This is a genomic window from Pacificimonas sp. ICDLI1SI03 (genome assembly GCF_054740865.1).
The window spans coordinates 423,391-439,738 of the sequence record NZ_JBSQAU010000002.1 but is presented as its reverse complement, the minus strand read 5'-3'; the positions used below and the strand labels follow the sequence as shown (position 1 = coordinate 439,738).

At 59.1% G+C, this 16,348-nt stretch carries 17 protein-coding genes; 8 read left to right on the top strand and 9 right to left on the bottom strand.

The window, feature by feature from the left end; genetic code table 11:
- Positions 1 to 55: 55 nt before the first annotated feature.
- The gene (locus tag ACSMXM_RS14085; protein ID WP_460316988.1) at positions 56 to 1,306 is read left to right on the top strand and encodes a tyrosine-type recombinase/integrase; all 1,251 of its coding nucleotides are present in this window, start codon (positions 56 to 58) and stop codon (positions 1,304 to 1,306) included.
- Between the two features lie 33 nt (positions 1,307 to 1,339).
- On the opposite strand, the gene ACSMXM_RS14080 is transcribed toward ACSMXM_RS14085, so the two are convergent.
- From ACSMXM_RS14080 to ACSMXM_RS14065, 4 genes are all read right to left on the bottom strand, one after another.
- Positions 1,340 to 1,945, bottom strand: a complete 606-nt coding sequence (locus ACSMXM_RS14080; protein ID WP_460316987.1) for a GntR family transcriptional regulator — start codon at positions 1,943 to 1,945, stop codon at positions 1,340 to 1,342.
- The gene (locus ACSMXM_RS14075; protein ID WP_253521693.1) at positions 1,942 to 2,808 is read right to left on the bottom strand and encodes a phytanoyl-CoA dioxygenase family protein; all 867 of its coding nucleotides are present in this window, start codon (positions 2,806 to 2,808) and stop codon (positions 1,942 to 1,944) included. The genes ACSMXM_RS14080 and ACSMXM_RS14075 overlap by 4 nt, the downstream gene beginning before the upstream one ends.
- The gene (locus ACSMXM_RS14070) at positions 2,805 to 3,374 is read right to left on the bottom strand and encodes an acyl-homoserine-lactone synthase (RefSeq protein WP_460316986.1); all 570 of its coding nucleotides are present in this window, start codon (positions 3,372 to 3,374) and stop codon (positions 2,805 to 2,807) included. The genes ACSMXM_RS14075 and ACSMXM_RS14070 overlap by 4 nt, the downstream gene beginning before the upstream one ends.
- Positions 3,375 to 3,632: 258 nt before the next feature.
- Positions 3,633 to 4,058, bottom strand: a complete 426-nt coding sequence (locus ACSMXM_RS14065; protein ID WP_460316985.1) for a MerR family transcriptional regulator — start codon at positions 4,056 to 4,058, stop codon at positions 3,633 to 3,635.
- A gap of 59 nt (positions 4,059 to 4,117) precedes the next feature.
- On the opposite strand from ACSMXM_RS14065, the gene ACSMXM_RS14060 reads away from it, so the two are divergent.
- The 4 genes from ACSMXM_RS14060 to ACSMXM_RS14045 are packed head-to-tail and all read left to right on the top strand — an operon-like array spanning position 4,118 to position 6,426.
- On the top strand, positions 4,118 to 4,480 hold the full coding sequence (locus tag ACSMXM_RS14060; RefSeq protein ID WP_460316984.1) for a mercuric transporter MerT family protein: 363 nt from the start codon (positions 4,118 to 4,120) through the stop codon (positions 4,478 to 4,480).
- Positions 4,481 to 4,491: 11 nt separating this feature from the next.
- Positions 4,492 to 4,839 (top strand): heavy-metal-associated domain-containing protein, encoded by a 348-nt coding sequence (locus ACSMXM_RS14055; protein WP_050601708.1) that lies wholly within the window; start codon positions 4,492 to 4,494, stop codon positions 4,837 to 4,839.
- On the top strand, positions 4,839 to 5,057 hold the full coding sequence (locus tag ACSMXM_RS14050; RefSeq protein ID WP_341859031.1) for a GDCCVxC domain-containing (seleno)protein: 219 nt from the start codon (positions 4,839 to 4,841) through the stop codon (positions 5,055 to 5,057). Before ACSMXM_RS14055 ends, ACSMXM_RS14050 begins: the two co-directional genes overlap by 1 nt.
- Complete coding sequence (locus ACSMXM_RS14045) at positions 4,975 to 6,426, top strand: dihydrolipoyl dehydrogenase family protein (protein WP_460316983.1); 1,452 nt, start codon at positions 4,975 to 4,977, stop codon at positions 6,424 to 6,426. The genes ACSMXM_RS14050 and ACSMXM_RS14045 overlap by 83 nt, the downstream gene beginning before the upstream one ends.
- A gap of 154 nt (positions 6,427 to 6,580) precedes the next feature.
- Here the strand turns inward: ACSMXM_RS14045 and ACSMXM_RS14040 are convergent, their stop codons facing one another.
- The 3 genes from ACSMXM_RS14040 to ACSMXM_RS14030 form a co-directional block, all read right to left on the bottom strand.
- Complete coding sequence (locus ACSMXM_RS14040; RefSeq protein ID WP_050601707.1) at positions 6,581 to 7,333, bottom strand: LuxR family transcriptional regulator; 753 nt, start codon at positions 7,331 to 7,333, stop codon at positions 6,581 to 6,583.
- Positions 7,334 to 7,613: 280 nt separating this feature from the next.
- Positions 7,614 to 8,150, bottom strand: a complete 537-nt coding sequence (locus ACSMXM_RS14035; protein ID WP_460316981.1) for a DNA -binding domain-containing protein — start codon at positions 8,148 to 8,150, stop codon at positions 7,614 to 7,616.
- Positions 8,101 to 8,409 carry a transcriptional regulator domain-containing protein gene (locus ACSMXM_RS14030; RefSeq protein ID WP_460316980.1) on the bottom strand — a complete coding sequence of 103 codons (309 nt, stop codon included), beginning with the start codon at positions 8,407 to 8,409 and terminating at the stop codon, positions 8,101 to 8,103. Before ACSMXM_RS14030 ends, ACSMXM_RS14035 begins: the two co-directional genes overlap by 50 nt.
- A gap of 392 nt (positions 8,410 to 8,801) precedes the next feature.
- Here ACSMXM_RS14030 and ACSMXM_RS14025 point away from each other — a divergent pair, with 392 nt between their 5' ends.
- The 3 genes from ACSMXM_RS14025 to ACSMXM_RS14015 all read left to right on the top strand — a co-directional run bounded on the left by ACSMXM_RS14025 (position 8,802) and on the right by ACSMXM_RS14015 (position 14,017).
- A complete protein-coding gene (locus ACSMXM_RS14025; RefSeq protein ID WP_460316978.1) occupies positions 8,802 to 9,383 on the top strand; it encodes an RNA polymerase sigma factor in 582 nt (193 codons plus the stop codon).
- 129 nt (positions 9,384 to 9,512) lie between these two features.
- The gene (locus ACSMXM_RS14020) at positions 9,513 to 11,870 is read left to right on the top strand and encodes a TonB-dependent receptor plug domain-containing protein (RefSeq protein ID WP_460316976.1); all 2,358 of its coding nucleotides are present in this window, start codon (positions 9,513 to 9,515) and stop codon (positions 11,868 to 11,870) included.
- Positions 11,867 to 14,017 carry an Atxe2 family lasso peptide isopeptidase gene (locus ACSMXM_RS14015; RefSeq protein ID WP_460316974.1) on the top strand — a complete coding sequence of 717 codons (2,151 nt, stop codon included), beginning with the start codon at positions 11,867 to 11,869 and terminating at the stop codon, positions 14,015 to 14,017. Before ACSMXM_RS14020 ends, ACSMXM_RS14015 begins: the two co-directional genes overlap by 4 nt.
- Here ACSMXM_RS14015 and ACSMXM_RS14010 read toward each other — a convergent pair.
- Entirely contained in the window at positions 14,006 to 15,727 is a 1,722-nt protein-coding gene (locus tag ACSMXM_RS14010; protein WP_460316972.1) for an asparagine synthase-related protein, read from the bottom strand. The genes ACSMXM_RS14015 and ACSMXM_RS14010 overlap by 12 nt on opposite strands.
- Positions 15,724 to 16,329, bottom strand: coding sequence for a lasso peptide biosynthesis B2 protein (locus ACSMXM_RS14005; protein WP_460316970.1), 606 nt, complete (start codon positions 16,327 to 16,329; stop codon positions 15,724 to 15,726). Before ACSMXM_RS14005 ends, ACSMXM_RS14010 begins: the two co-directional genes overlap by 4 nt.
- Positions 16,330 to 16,348: the final 19 nt, after the last annotated feature.

The window sequence follows — 16,348 nt, the reverse complement described above, 5'->3', positions numbered from 1 at the left end:
AGATTCACCTTACGCTAGAATTGCCTCCATTTCGCCCCTTTTTCCGCTTGCGTGATTGCCCGGTGATTGCCAGAAAAGGGACACGAGGTTTCGGATGGCAACAGGAAAAATCACGAAAAAATCGATAGATGCGCTGGAGGCAAGCAGCTCGAGCCAGCTCCTTTGGGATACGGACCTCAAAGGATTCGGTGCGAAAATCACTCCAGCCGGCTCGATATCCTATGTGCTGCAGTTCCGAATGGGCGGCCGTGAAGCTCGAACAAGACGCTATACTATCGGGGCGCACGGGTCGCCGTGGACACCGACGACAGCGAGAGTGGAGGCGGAACGCCTTCAGTTACTAATTGCGCAAGGTATCGACCCTGTAGACGATGATAAGCAGAGGCGCCGCGAAGCCGTCGATCTCGCATTCGACAACTATGCGTCGCATTTCGCTCGGTCCTGCAAGGGTGTTGGCTGGGCGAGGCTCGTTGAACGCGTCATCCGGCTTTACCTTGAACCGGTTATCGGAAAAAAGCCGCTTCCCCGAGTTTCGAGGCCGGATATCGTAGCCGTCCTGGACAATATGCCCGAGCATCAGGTTGCCAATCGCCGGAATGTCTTTGCGGTGATGCGGCGCCTATTCCGATGGGCTGTCAGTCGTGGCGATATCGAGCGCAGTCCCATGGAGGGAATGGAGGCACCACCGCCGGTAAGGCCGCGGGATCGCTGGCTACAGGACGACGAGCTTCGACACATCTGGGAAGCAGCTCCCGATTGCTATCTTTGCTTTGGTCCAATTGTCCGCTTGCTCATTGCGACAGGGCAACGCCGCGAAGAGGTTTCAGGAATACATTGGCAAGAGGTTGATCGGAAAGACCGGTTTTGGACGCTGCCAGGTTCACGAACAAAGAATAATGAACCAAACGCGATCCCACTGAACGACCTTGCCGTTGCCGAACTCGATCGGCAGGCAGGCGGCGCGAACTGGCCGAAGAAAGGGCGCGTTTTTGCCACGTCAAGCGGGGCAGGCTTTACCGGCTACGCCAAGGGCAAGAAGAAACTGGACGGTCTCATAGAGCAAAAGCTTGGTGAGCCATTGCAACCCTGGCGCCTGCACGATCTTCGGCGCACGCTTGCGACCAACTTCCAGCGCCTCGGCGTTCGCTTCGAGGTTACAGAGGCAGTTTTGAACCATGTCAGCGGCTCAAGAGCAGGCGTTGCAGGAATCTACCAGCGCCACGACTGGAAAGACGAGAAGAGAGAAGCGCTCGATGATTGGAATGAGCATCTGGTCCAGATACTGAACGGCTCCGAACAGACTTGAAGCATACGCTTGAGGAGCCATGGCTTGCAAATCTCAGGTCGATCCCTGTTCCGCGAGCACTGCAATCAGCCGGGAGACGTTCGCGAGGCATTGGTCATGATATCGCCTTAGTGCCTGGACGCGCTTCGACGGAGTCGCCAAAGCACTGCCCTCCAGCTCCGCAAGCGCCTCCAGAGCGTTTGGCAGGACGTCAGGCTCCAGCCTTCTTACGATGTGCAATCGGTCGCTAATCAGGTCGACCGTCTGCCTTAGAAATCTGTTTTCCGAACCCAAGGCAAAAATCGAAAAAACATCGCCAACGCGGTCAGCGTAGGTGTCGATCGGTGCGGCTAGATCAGCCGTGTCGATTTTCCGTGGTGCTGGATCGGCCACGCTTTCCAAGAGAAGAACATTTACTGCGAGCATGTCGCGCAACGAATGTTCGGTCAGGAGCGTGACCCGGTACCCCTCGCCAGGGGTCAGATCGACAAGACCTTCGCCGACAAGTTGATTGAGGCTGTCTCGCACAGGTGTCATGCTGACACCGAACTCGTCTGCCAATCGCATCGCTTCGAGTTTCTGGCCGATCGGCCAAGTACCCTCCATCAATGCCCTTTTCAGGCGGCGATAGGTCGGTTCCAGGACGTGTGCGGGGCTCATCTCTTGGAGCGACGAGCTTCCGCAAATTCATGGACAGCTGCAAGCTGCTCGGGCCGAAGCGCATCGGTAGCCTGCGGATAATTGGCTACCTCTTCACCGAGCAGAATGGATGGACACTGACCTTCGTAGTTCCCAAGATTCGGTCGGTGCTGCGCATAACCTGCCAATTCAGCAAGTTCGGGCGGAAAATTTCGCGCGACCTCTGGCGGATATGCCAGCCAAAGGTTCTCGTACGGCTTGAGCCAGCCGAGGCTGTAGCCGATCACAACGCCGCGTCGGACGTCTTCGGTCGAGTTTGGTCCAGCACCGTGCACGGTCGAACCAAGAAAGCAGATCGCATCACCTGGCTTGCTTGCCGCAACAATCGGATCACCAAGTTGATCGAGGCTCTCGACAGGACGTTTATGTGTCCCGGGATAGATGCGGGTCGCGCCGTTGGATGAGTTGAAGTCGGTGAGCGGCCAAATGACATTGAGCAGATATTCGTGTTCACCCTTGGCACCGGCCCACATGTCGTGATCACAATGCGGGAACTGTTCGATCTCGCCGGGATGAATGGCGATTGCCTGGGCAACGTTAAGCTGAATTCGGTCGCAAGCCTTACCGAGGACTTCGCGGGCCAGCGAAAGGATGAGAGGCTGCAGAACAAGGTCACAGGCCCAGCGTGAGCGGCGCAACAAACTACCGAAACGCTTCGTGCGAAACCCGTAGAAATCGCCGTGACCCATAGGGGTTTCGGTAAAATCCCGTTCAAGATCTGCATCGAGCGCCGCGATGCTGCTCTGAGGAAGGAGGTCCGGAATGATGCAATAGCCATCCTTCTGTAGCCGTTCGAGCCAATCGATTGATTTGATATCGCTCATGACACCACCTCCGATGCCGCCTCGGCGACCCGGTAGACACCTTTTCGATAGATACCGCCGCGAGCGAGATCGTCCGGCGTGTCGCAATCTATATCGATCTGCAGTGCGACAAGGTCCTCACCGTCAATCCTGCAGCCGCCGCCAAGTGTGCGACATTGCCAGCCGAAGCTTTCGATTTGGCGGAACCAAACTCTATTGGCCACAGCGGTGTAGCCCGACAGTCCGGTCTTTAGGGCATGCTCGGCAAGCGCGGTCACAAGTTGGTCGCGTGCCGTGCGGCGCTCAAACCGCGAGAGCGTGGGTTCGATGCAGAAACGCGTGATCTCGCGAAAATCGGACCGAGAGGGTATCGGACCATCACACAGACAAGGGAATAGCTCCCCGAGAATGTGAGCGCCGTCAGTCCGCAAAAGGCGCGCTGAAGCGCGATGACGGCCTTCTCCGTCGGTCAGCACCAAATAGCTCGCATCGGGCGTATCGAACTGGTCGATCTCGTATGCATCATCCAAAACGGGAACATCCCATTTGAGAAGATCGACGAATACCCGCTTGCGCGCCTCGAACATTACGCGAAGTGCTGGATCCGAAGGGCAAGCTTGGAGAGAAACTGGGGAGTGTTGCATGGCGGCTACCTGGCGATTTGAAGACAGGTCGCCATTCACCAGATCGGGGCGATCGCAGACATACCAAGAACTGGGGATGCTGCGACTTTGGGGTGCTCATAATCGTGTCATCGGACGCAGTCGCACCGGCGAGCTCGCTCTGTTCTGTTCCTCTCTTCAAATCTTAATCAGCCAATTTACGGGCCTTGGCGACGTGAAACCTCAATTGGGCACAACGACCTTATGCCCGTAAAGCGCGTCGATGATGGGGCACTCGGGAACGTCGCCGCCGTCGCACTGAGCCGAGACATCGGCAAGCGTTCGCTCGAGCTTCTTCAGGTCAATAATTTTCTGCCGAACGCTCGCTAGATGGCCGTCAGTCAACTCTAAAACCTCACCACAGCTGTAGTCGTGAGAATCGACGAGAGTGAGCAGACTCATGAGCTCTCCGATCGAGAAGCCGAGATCACGGCCACGCAGGATGAAACCAAGCCGCGCTTGGTCATCGCGCGAATAGAGCCTGTGCCCGCTGGCCGTGCGCTCGGGCGGCTTCAGCAGACCGATCTTTTCATAATAGCGAATGGTCTCAAGGTTGCAGCCTGACCGATTGGCCAGTTCGCCTCGCTTGATCATTTTTGATGTCGTCATATGCCGCGTGCCAATTTGTGCTTGAACCTGTAGTGACTACAGAGATTATATTGAACTCCATGGCCGATCAAACGCAAAAGACCTCCCAGAGATTGTTGGCGAGCGGTGGCGCATTGAGTGCGGTTTTTGCAGCCTCCTGCTGCATTGCTCCGCTGCTCCTGTTGAGCCTCGGCGTCAGTGGCGCGTGGATCGGCAATCTGACCGCGCTCGAACCCTATAAGTGGATCTTTATTGCCGTAGCGGTCGCTTGTCTGGGCCTTGGATTTTGGCATGTTCATTCCCGAAAAGTCGAGACTTGTGAGGACAGTACATATTGCGCGCGTGCTGAAGCGGGCCCGATCCTAAAAAGCGCCCTGTGGCTGGCAACCGCCTTGGTTGCTGCCTCGGCCACGGTCGATTGGTGGGCGCCGCATTTTTATTAGGAGTTAGACGGATGAAAAAAACAATGATTGCCGTTGCTGCCGGATTGGCCATCGCCGGAGCAGGCATTGGGGCAGCGACGCTCATGCCGCAGTCCTCGAACGAGAAAACCGCTCAAAGTGCTGAAACGCTGCAAACGGCAAGCTTCGCGGTTGAAAATATGACCTGCGCGACCTGTCCGATCACGGTGCGGCGCGCAATGGAAGGCGTTGCAGGTGTGCATGATGTGACAATCGATTACGAAGCCAAGACTGCTACAGCGCATTTCGATCCTGCCAAAACCACCATGCGCGACATCGCCACTGCTTCGACCGAGGCAGGCTATCCTGCCCAAACACAATTTAGCGGGACCGACCTCTGATGCAATTACAATCCACGCTCACGTGCCCTCAGTGCGGACACCAGGAAATCGAAACCATGCCGACCGACGCATGCTGGTTTTTCTACGACTGCAAGGGCTGCGGAATGAAGCTGAAACCCAATGCAGGCGACTGCTGTGTCTTCTGTTCGTTCGGCACAGTGCCTTGCCCGCCAATTCAAGAAGCGCGTGCCAATGGCACAAGCGTTGAATGCTGCTGAGGTCAATGACATGAACGAACGCAGCTTCGATCTTATCGTACTCGGCGTCGGAATGGCGGCGGTGAATGCCGCGAACAAATGCGCCGCTGCGGGTTGGTCGGTCGCAGTGGTTGACGAACTTCCCTATGGCGGCACCTGCGCGCTGCGCGGCTGCGACCCCAAGAAGATGCTGCGGCGAGGCGCCGAAATCATCGATGGAGCTCGGCTGATGCAGGGCAAGGGTATTGAACCGAATGATATCGCGATCAACTGGGCTGATCTCATCGCCTTCGCTCAGAGCTTTACCGACAGAATGCCCGAGAAGATCGAGGGCGGTCTCGACAGTAACGGCGTCACCACGCTTCACGGGACGGCGCAATTTGCTGGCGAAGACACGATCGAAATCGAGGGCCAAGGGCGGTTTCAAGCCAACAATATCCTGATCGCGACTGGCGCCAAGCCCCGCCCTGTGGATATTCCAGGTGCCGAACACCTCACCAACAGCACCGAATTCATGCGGATGGACGCCCTCCCGAAGCGTATATTGTTTATCGGCGGCGGGTTCGTCTCGTTCGAGTTCGGTCATATCGCTGCACGAGCTGGCAGCGAGGTGCAGATCATTGATCGCGGTGACAGGCCATTGAAGGCCTTTGACACAAACCTCGTCGAAAAGCTTTTAGCACGAGGTGAGGAAATTGGGGTGGGATTGCGTCGGCGCACATCGCTGAAATCTATCGCCACTGACGGCGTCGAATTCATCGTCACTGTCGAAAAGAATGGTGAAACCGAAGACTTGCACGCCGATCTGGTCGTGCACGGTGCGGGACGCGTGCCTGAAATCGATCGCCTGAACCTGAGCGCTGCCAATATCGAGGCGGGAGACAAGGGAATAGCAGTCAATGAATATTTGCAGAGCCTGTCCAACCCGAAAATCTACGCCGCAGGCGATGCGGCCAACACGCACGGGCCTCCGTTGACACCTGTCGCAGTATTCGAAGGCAAGGTCGCTGCCTCCAACATGCTCAAGGGCAATCAGACCAAGCCAGACTATCGCGGCGTGCCCAGCGCTGTGTTTACAATTCCGGAATTAACCCGCGTCGGAATGCTCGAAGAAGAAGCAGAGGAAGCCGGTCACAATATCCGCGTCGCGGAAAACGACACAGGCAATTGGTATTCCAATCTTCGCGTTGGCGAGACCTGTGCTGCCACCAGAATTATCATCGATAAAGACACCGACACTATCCTCGGCGCGCATCTGTTTGGACCCGAATACGGGGAGATTATCAATTTCTTCGGCCTTGCAATGAGGCTGTCACTGACAACTCGAGATCTGAAGAAATTGGTCGCGGCCTACCCCTCGGTTGGCTCGGATTTAGGGTCCATGCTGTAATCTGCTCGATACCAGCTGTTGATCGTCGGCTTCTGGTGAAGACGTTAGCTGCTTGCATGGTTTGGGGCGTAGAATATTCACTTTCCATCGAGCTTGATGGTCAGCAATTGACGGCCTCCGAGCGGTTCCGGCCTTAGAGCTTCTGTTTCGCCAATCATCCCGCATCGCGCCATCGGATGATATCGGAAAACCCGATCAGACCATCGAACAGCGCCGAAACGATCAAAGATTGCTTACAGTGAACCTGATAGCGTTCTCGCGCCATTTTGAGATGCTGGATTACTGTTTCGGTCGCAATCCCAAGGATCATGGCCGTCTCGGCTGAGGTCTTGCCTCGTGCGACCCACAGAAGACATTCGCGCTGCCGGTCGCTCAGGACAGGCACGGATTCGTCGGATTGAGCTGAGCCCAGTCCCAGTGCACAGCTCAGTGCGAGCGTACCGACCATTTCTGCGACCGCAAAGCGACTGTGTGGCAGGTCTCGGTCGGGGCAGACCGCAAATGTACACGTTCCGCGCGCAAGACCGGGCAAATGTCGCGGGACAGTGTAGCCATCACCGATTCCGCATTCGCGCCCCACCGCCAGCATCTGGCGATCACCGCGAGTTAGCGGGATCAGTTCGCCCAGTGAGCCCCACGCAAAGCCGACAAACGACTTGTCGCAGGCTCGCCGGACCGGATCCTGTCCGGCCAGATCGAACCCGACATACACCTTGGCCCATTCGTCGGGATAATCATGCAGGAGCAAACCGGGAGCCTCGCACGATCCTGAACGCAGCTCGAGGCTCAAGGCGAAGTGGTCGAAGCCAAGCCGCCGACAGACTTGCTTCAGCGCCTGGTCGAGTTCCTCGTCTGACTGGACATTGACCAGTTCGGATGCGAATTCCTCCGCGAAATAAGCCTGCATAGCCCTGCCCGTCCGATCGGCAGGGCGCTATCCAACACGCCGCCGTCCGATCGCCTGCTGGTGGCCAGTCCCGGCGCTTCCATTGCACCGGTTCCGGCTGCTGCAGTTGCGCCCCCGAAGGTCGGGTTCCTTGCGGCGTCGGTCGCGAGATGCAGATCGCGCCACAAGGAGAGGCATAACGACTTCAGCGAATTTGGGATGACTTTGCAAGGACGTAGGCCTGATATTCGTCTGGCCTGTGACTGGTAGGCCAGCCGGGCGAATACGATTTCGACGCCAGTTAATTCGCACAACGCTTGCCCCGTGAGGGATTGAGCAATTCACGATAACCCTCAGCCGCCATGCGATGCGCTTCGGCGACGAGGCGCTGTGTCTGCCGGCGATGCGATGATGTTTTCCAGTCGATCGCGCGGCCCGCTTTGAGGCCTGGATAGATCAGCGCCTTGGCGAGCTCTTGCAATGTCACCTGCTTGGGTGAGGCGTCTTCGAGCAGATCGAGAATGGCGAGCAGGATGCTCAGTCTGTAGCGTTTGTAAGCAGATGGCTTGAGGAGTCGATGGTGCGCCTTTGTCGCCGCGCATTCTTTCGACCGGTGGAATTCACTGAGAGCTGCTACGCGGACACCAAGATCGGCATCGTCGGGGACGACATAGCCATCAATGCCGGGAGTTGGCTCGCGCGCCAACAGGACGCGGTGACGATTTCGCGTATCGGAAACCACCATGTGCTGTCCGGCATCGTTCTCGTGCTGGGCAATCACCCTGCACTCAGCCAATGTGCCTCTGATTCCGGCAAGGTCCCGGGCGCCGCCAGCCACGATAACGACGCTTGCGTTCGCATCGCTTCTCCAGATCGCCGGGCTGTCTGTGGCCGAAACACTCGGATCGAACGGGAAATTCTAGGCCCCATGACCGAGCTATTTGCCGCGCGGCGGATGGTTTCTTGTCGCCGGTATCGCGCAAATGAAGTCTGGCATATTGATCCTTGTACGCCGGATTGCGTCGCAGGAATTCCTGCGCGAAGTCCGAAAAATCGAAGTCGCCTGTACCAGTATCGTCGGCAGATGATTGAGCCATAGAGCACCTCCTTTCGGCTCGGATGGCTAGCGCCGCGGGATAACAGCGGACATTCCAAGCATGTGGAGGAGCCCTCCCCAGTACTAGGCATGTGAGTGCCCTATATCGGCGCGACCGCAACGCCGGGCGGGTATCATGATGCCTCGAAAATGGAGACACTTGCCCCTTGCAAGCTGCTTTTGTCTTGGGCACATTCGACCCGCGCGGTTTGAAACTCTGGCGCCGACCGCGTGGATATTTCCGCCAGCCATCATGCACGCCGGTCCGCTCAAGGCCCGGCGGCCCAACCGGTCAAGGGACGTCGATACGTCCTGAACGGCGGCACAGTACTGGATCCCGCACTCGGCTTGCGATGAGGAGCCGCCGATTGCGGTTGCCTCCCAGTCCATTGCATGAACCAGCTTTCTGCCGACACCCGGCGAGACGATCATCAACTATCGAGCTCCGCGCTGCGAACCCCGGCACCGCAAGCTCGGGTAAGCTCGCCCTGCCCGCTCGACGCCCTGTACCGCCGAGAGAGCGCATGCCTGCTTGCCTATTTTTCGCGCTGCGTCGGTCGTGAGCGAGCCCGCGATCTGGTTCAGGACGTTTTCGTGCGCGCTGCGACCAGCCCGCAACTGACAGATCTCCGGAACCCGGCAGGATTTCTATTCCGGATCGCTCGCAACCTGCTGGTCGATGAAGCCCGCAGACAGAAATGCCGCATCAGGACGGTGCCACTGGTCGAAAACACCGATGCGCCGTGCTGCGCTAAGCAGGAAGACAGAATTGAGGTGGAAGAGACGACCGGGCGCTTCGAGACCGCGTTGGCGCAGTTGCCCGAGAAAACGGCGGGCATCTTCAGGATGAACCGCTTCGAGAAAAAATCCTACCGTCAGATCCACCAAGAGTTGGGCATCGCGCTGCCGACAGTCGATTATCACATGATGAAAGCGCTCGCGCATCTTCGCACGGTTTTCGCTGATCGGGCCTGAATGCGCGCGACAGACTTACCGCACAAAGATCAGGCTTTGCAAATTTAATTTCATTTGAAACTAAGGTGCTCGTGAATGCCTGCGTCATTCCCTGTGGCGACATAATCGCAACAGATCAGGGAGATGACAATGCAATCGACAATCCGGACAATTACGGCGCTCTTGGCAGGAACCGCCCTGGCAGGCTTTTCTTCGCCGCTTCTCGCCCAATCCGCAGGGCCGCCCCAGAGTGAAGTCGATGAAGTGCAGGACGATCATTCGGATGTCGCCAGCGGGGACAACGCGATCGTCGTTACAGGAACGCGGATCCGGGGCGCGCGGATCATTGGCGATACAATTTCGCTCGACCGCGAGGCGATCGTCGAAGCGGGCCAGATCGATCTGGGCGAAGCGATCCGGACACTTCCGCAGAACTTTTCCGGCGGGCAAAATCCAGGTATTGGATCAGGCGCAGGGTTCGCCAACAGCAACGTAAACTCGGCCTCAAGCGCAAATCTGCGCGGTCTCGGACCAGATGCGACGCTGACACTCCTCAACGGCCACCGGCTACCCTATGATTCCGCTTTTGCAGGGGTCGACATTTCATCCATCCCGCTCGCGGCGGTCGACCGGATTGAAATCGTTCCGGACGGAGCCTCGGCCCTCTACGGTTCAGATGCGGTCGCGGGCGTGGTCAATGTAATCCTTCGCCGCGATTTTGAAGGCATCACGACATCCGCGCAGATCGGCGCAAGCACGGATGGCGGCAATTTCCGCCAGCAGGCCGATATAGTGGCGGGCACGCGCTGGAGCGGGGGCGGGTTCTTCGTCGCTTACGATTTTGCAAACAATTCGGCGATCGAGGCTGGCCAGCGCTCCTATGCCAGCTCGCTTGATCCGGAGACCACGCTCTTCCCCTCGCAGCAACGCCATGCCGTTACGCTTTCGGCACATCACGAACTCGCGCCCGGCCTCGAGGCCAGTATCGACGCGCTTTATTCAAGCCGAAGCTCAACGCTCGTGGCCGCATCATCGGCATTTCGATCGGAAGCCGATCCGGAGGTGGAATCCTATACGCTCGCCCCGTCACTGAAATTCGACGTCGCAGGAGACTGGCAGGCAACAGTGCTGGGAGTGTTCGGCCGCGACCGGACGCACTACCGGACCGCCTTCGCGCTGCAGGACGGGTCGTCGAGCGTGACCGAGGGGTGTTTTTGCAATGAGGTTTTCTCACTCGAAGCGGGTCTGGAGGGTCCGCTGTTCACGCTTCCCGGAGGCGAGGCGCGTCTGGCTGTCGGCGCGGGTCTGCGAAACAACACGCTCGATTTCAGCCGCAGCGAAGCGGGAAATTTACTGATCGCTTTCGACAAGACGCAGCGCGCGCGTTTCGCCTATGGCGAACTCTTCCTGCCGGTCGTTTCGCCGCGTAATGCAATCGATGGAGTCGCCGAGCTGACCCTTTCGGCGGCGGCGCGTCACGAAGATTATCCAGGCCTCGATCAACAGACGACGCCGCGCTTTGGTTTGAGCTACGCACCGGTCGAAGGGCTGACGTTGCGCGGCAGCTGGGCGCGCTCGTTCAAGGCTCCGACCCTCTTTCAGCGTTTCATACCCTATCAGACCATTCTGCTGCCAGCGGCCGTATTCGGCGCCGGAGCGGGGTCCGACACGGTGTTTTTCACAAGCGGCGGCAATCCGGACGTGACATCGGAACGCGCGCGCAGCTGGACCGCCGGTGTGGAGCTGCAGCCGGTCGCCATTCCCGAACTGACGATTTCGGCCACTTGGTACGACATTCGCTATCAAGACCGGGTGGTGCGACCGATTGCGGGCTCGATTGCGGCTGCTTTCCGCGACCCGGGGTTTGCAAACCTGATCGATTTCTCTCCCGATCCGACAACTTTATCCGAGCTCATTGCTGGATCGCTATTCGGTCTCGAAAACTTCTCGGGCTCCCCCTACGATCCCGCCAATGTTGCCGCCTTTGTCGACAACCGGAACAGAAACGTTGCGGTTTGGGCCATCGAAGGCGTGGATGCGAGGATCGCCTGGAACCAGAACCTGGGCGACGAACAGTCACTTTCCTTCGATCTCTCGGGCAGCTTCCTCGATAGCCAGCAACAGGTCACGCCCGATCTGCCCGAGGTTCAGCTAGCCGGAACGGTTTTCAATCCACCACGCTACCGTGCGCGGGGCACGGCGCGCTATCAGTCTGGCGGGTTCGCGGCCAATATCGCCGCCAACTATATCGGCGCGCTGCGCGACCGCCGCTTCGAGGAAGAGCGCCGCCTTTCGCCCAGCGCCACGGTCGATCTCGGCCTGAGCTATGAAATTGTTCGCGGTGAGGGCCGCGAACCAGGCCTCGAAATCTCGCTCACGATCCAGAACCTGTTCGACGAAGAACCCGAAACGCTCGGCCAGACCGGGCCGACGGACACACCCTATGATTCAACCAATTATTCGCCGATCGGGCGGTTCGTCACCTTCGGCATCCGGAGGCACTGGTGACAATCATACTGCTTGCCGCCGCTCTTTCGCAGACGATCGTGCCGACGACATATATCGATCCTGGCGACCAGGACCCGTGTGCTTTGTTCGATGAAACGCCGAGCAGCGCGCAAGCGCAAAGATCGGCATTCACGCTCGACGACCAGGTCCGGATTGCGGACATTGGCAGGGCAGCTCCGACCGGCGCGCCTTCGGCGTTCGAAATCTCACCCGATGGCGAACGGATCGCTTTTGTTGTGAAGCGCGCAAACCCGCAAGCCAATGCGTATTGCCTGAGGCTCGTGGTGACCGCGATGGATGGAAGCGAGACTGAAACCGAAATCGACAGAGGCGGTGAGTTTATCCGGGATGACTTTCCGCTCCGCGATTTTCCGGCGATCATGGGTGGCTGGGACAGGCCCAATGCGCCCCGCTGGTCTCCGGATGGGACGCGCATCGGCTATCTCAAGCGCATCGATGGTTCGACGCAGGTATGGATTGCCGATCCAGCAGGCGGAAATCCAACGCATCGGGCAACGGCCATGCCCGACGATGTCGACCGCTTTGCCTGGACGGCTGACGGCAATGGCCTCATCGTGCAAACACGTCCGGGGATTCGCCAGCAGGCAGAAGCGATTGCGCAAGAGGCTGCGCGAGGCTTCCTGTTTGACGATCGCTTCTCCCCGCAATTTGCCGACCGCCCGATCCCGACTGGTGAGATTGCCCCGGAATATGCCTTCGTGGCCCTCGGCGATGGCAGCGTCCGTCCGGCGACAGCCAGCGAGGCCGAGCTTCTCGCTGCCCACCGGCCTGCCACTCTGCCTGCGCAAGCACGCGAATATGCCGCAGGGCCGGACGGATATGCAGCGTGGCTTGAGCCCAAACATCCCGACCGGCTGATAAGTCGGTCGCGCATCGCAGTGATGCGGCCCGGCGGCAGCCGGATCTCCTGCGATGCGGAGGCGTGCGAAGGTATCCGCCATCTGTGGTGGGCAGCCGAAGGCCGGACATTGCTTGCCCTTCAGGGAACGGGCTGGGCGAACAGCCAGATGGCGATCCTGCGCTGGGATATGGAGGAGGGCCAGCCCCATTCGCTGCTGACAACCGTTGACGTTCTGATCGGGTGCGGCCCTTTTGCAAACGAACTGATCTGCGCGCGCGAAGGGGCTGCGAGGCCCCGGCGCATTGTCGCAATCGATATCCGAACGGGCGCCGAGCGGGTGGTCTACGATCCCAACCCAGACCTGGCGAACGCAGTTTTCGGAACCGTGCAGCGGCTCCGGTTTCGCAATGCATATGGTTCGGAAAGCTTCGCTGATCTTGTTCTGCCGCCCGATCACAGACCCGGGCAGCAACACCCTTTGGTGGTCGTGCAATACACCAGCGACGGGTTCCTGCGCGGCGGGACCGGCGACGAAGTGCCGATCCACCCGCTGGCGAACCGCGGCTTTGCTGTGCTCAGTTTTGATCGCCCGACCTTCTCGGCTGCATCGCTCACCGCAACGAGTGAGGAGGAGCTTGTCCGCGCCAACCGCGCCGACTGGATCGACCGCCGCAGAGTGCAGTCGTCGCTGGAGATCGCGCTCGAGCTCGCCATTGAGACAGGCGCGGTCGATGCCGGGAGGATGGGCATCAGCGGATTCAGCGACGGCGGATCAACAGTGCAGTGGGCTCTTATCAACTCGGACTTGTTCCAAGTGGCCTCTATGGGGTCATGTTGCGAAGATATGTATTCCTATCCGACGGCAGCCGGACCCCGGTTTACAGATTTCGTTCGCGCGATGGGCTACCGCCATTTCGAACCCGGTACCGAAGAATTCTGGAGACCCATGTCTCTCATCCTCAATGTCGACACGGTGGATGTGCCGATCCTCATCCAGACTGGCGATAGCGAATATGAAGGCGGCCTCGATGTAATAGAAACCTATTCGCATCGCGGGCGGGCCATCGAACTTTACGTGCTGGAGAACGAAACGCATGTGAAATGGCAGCCCGCCCACCGGCAGGCGATCTACGAGCGATCGACCGAATGGTTCGAATTCTGGCTGATGAGTCGCATCAACTGCGATCCGGCACGAGCGCAGCAATACCGGCGGTGGAGCGCGATGGAAGGCGCCCCCTCCCCCGAAGAGTTGCAATGTTTCGAGGGTCAATCCTCAATGCCATGACCGGGCCCAGTTTTCGGCCTCGGCCAGATCGAGAAGCCGGTAAATGGTCGACCCATCGAGCGACGTGTCGAGTTCAAATGCCGCTTCGACACTTGCGCGGTCGAGCAATCCATTCTGGTCGATCAGACCATCGAGCAACAGTTCGCGAAGGGCGCTTCGATGGTGGTGAAACGCGAGGCGAATGAAGCTGTCCGGTCCCGATTTGGAGGTGCGTGCCAACAGGCTTGGCGGAAGGTCGGCGGCAAATGCATCGCGCGCGAGCGCACGGTTGCGACCGCCTCTGGCCCACAGCCATGTGGGGATGCCCAGGCACAATTCGAGCAAAGGCTGGCTCATCAGTGGTGAGAAGCGTTCAGGCCCGACGCCAAGCCCGTGAACATGGTGCTGGGCACGCATGATCAGGGCTAGATGATCGTGTTTCCCCCCATGGCGCCCCACATCGATATCGAGCCAGTTTGTTACGGGGTCCAACGCCTCATCCAATGCGAGATGATCGGCAAGCAGGCGCCGGTCGCAAGGCCATTCGCCGCGTGGGCGGCGCACCAAACGCTTTAGAGTCGCCTTGACCATAGTAGGCAAATCGCAGCCGGTAACGCGGCACATGTCGAGCAGGGTTTCGACCGCGCCGCGTCCGGGTCCTTCGACCCGCAAGCGGTCGACGACCGGCGCTGCTGAATGAAGAAAGCAGAGCAGATTGTCGCCAGCATTGCCATCGAAGACGATCTGCGCTCCGAGGTTATCTGCGGCATCGGCGAGCAGCGCGTCGATGGTCGACAAAAACGATCTGCGGCTCGGACGCGGAAGACCGGCCGAGGCGCTGACCTGGGGATCGAAACGCGCAGGATCGTAAATCCGTTCGGCATATTCTGCACCGAGGTGCTCCGCCAGAAGGCGAGCATAGTCCCGCTCGTCGCCGCTTCTGTCAGCCGTCGCGAGCGTGACGCAGGAAAACGGCTTTTGCGCCCGCGAAAGCGCGGCGCAGACGAGGGAAGAGTCGACGCCGCCCGACACCGCCACTGACACGGGTCCAAGCTCTTCTGCCCACGCACCCATGACACGGATCGCCGCGTCACGAAGCTGCGCTCTCGCTTCATCATAGGAGAGCGATAGTCTGCCCGGCAGGAACTGCTGCGCGCGCCAGACTGGGAATTCTTCGGGATCGCAAGCCGCCGGATAAGTCAAGGCACCTGGCCGTAGCTCGTCGACACCGGTCAGACAGGTTTGTCTCCTGCGCAATTCGGCACGCGTCAAAAAACTGCCCAGAGAACCCCATGATATACTCATTCTCTTTGCGCAGGCCTGCTCGAGAAGTTTCGGATCAGAGGTGAGCAGCACGTGGGTCGTCGTCACCAGTCGGTAGATCGGGACCAGTCCGGAAGGATCCGGCATCACGGCCAAATCGCAGCGATCACGATCGGGTATGATCGCCAGGTAGGCACCCCAGAAGTTTGCGGCGAGGTCGGCGGCGAGCGTTTCAGCGGAGTGCGTGCCCATCTCCGGCAGCTGATAAACACGCTGCGACGTGGCTCCGGCGAAGAGGGTGCCGATCACACATCCAGCAGAGCCAAGATCGGCAACATTCGTGCCTTTCGCTATCCAGAGCCGCGGGAGATCGCCGCACAGATCCTGCAGGCTCAGCGTGTTCTGCAGCCGAGCAGACGCCGCTGATTTCTGGCGCGGCAATGCGAGTGCAAAGCGCAGTGTGGTCATACAACCAGTATCGGCGTGTAGCGCAGCACTTCCTCGGCAGTGTCGTTGAGCACGGCCTCGCCGTGCTGGACCCAGCAATGGGCGCCGAATGGATCGCTTCTGACGCCTATAACGATATGGGCGTGGATGCCGCGCCGGGCCAGCCGCAGCGCTAGCGCAATCGAGCGCGGCAAACAGCGATCTGCTGCACTGCGCAGGAGCCGGGCGTGTTCAAAGGCGCGTAGCTCAATAGCCCGCTCCGTGTCACTTGTATCACTGGTCACCAGCGGACCTTTCAGGCTTTTCAGCTCCAGCAGGACTTCGCAGAAAGAACGCGCGGCAATTCGGCGCTCAACCCGGCGCTGGGTCCAGATTGCCGCAGAAACGCGGGCAAGCCGGAAGGGGCCCTCGTGGATCTCCGGCGAAACAATACGCGGTTTGGCCCATTCAGGTGGGCGCGGGAAAGCGCGTGGTTGATACCAGGCTTGCCCGTCAAGCTGGGCGCGAAAAGCTCTCTCTCGCGGCGTCGGAAGCTGAAAGTAGCGATCTTGCGCAATATCGAGAAAAACGAACCTGCCGCTGCACTCGGCCCATGCGATATCGCTGGTGCTGAACTCGGTCACGTTAGTAGGATTGCAGCGA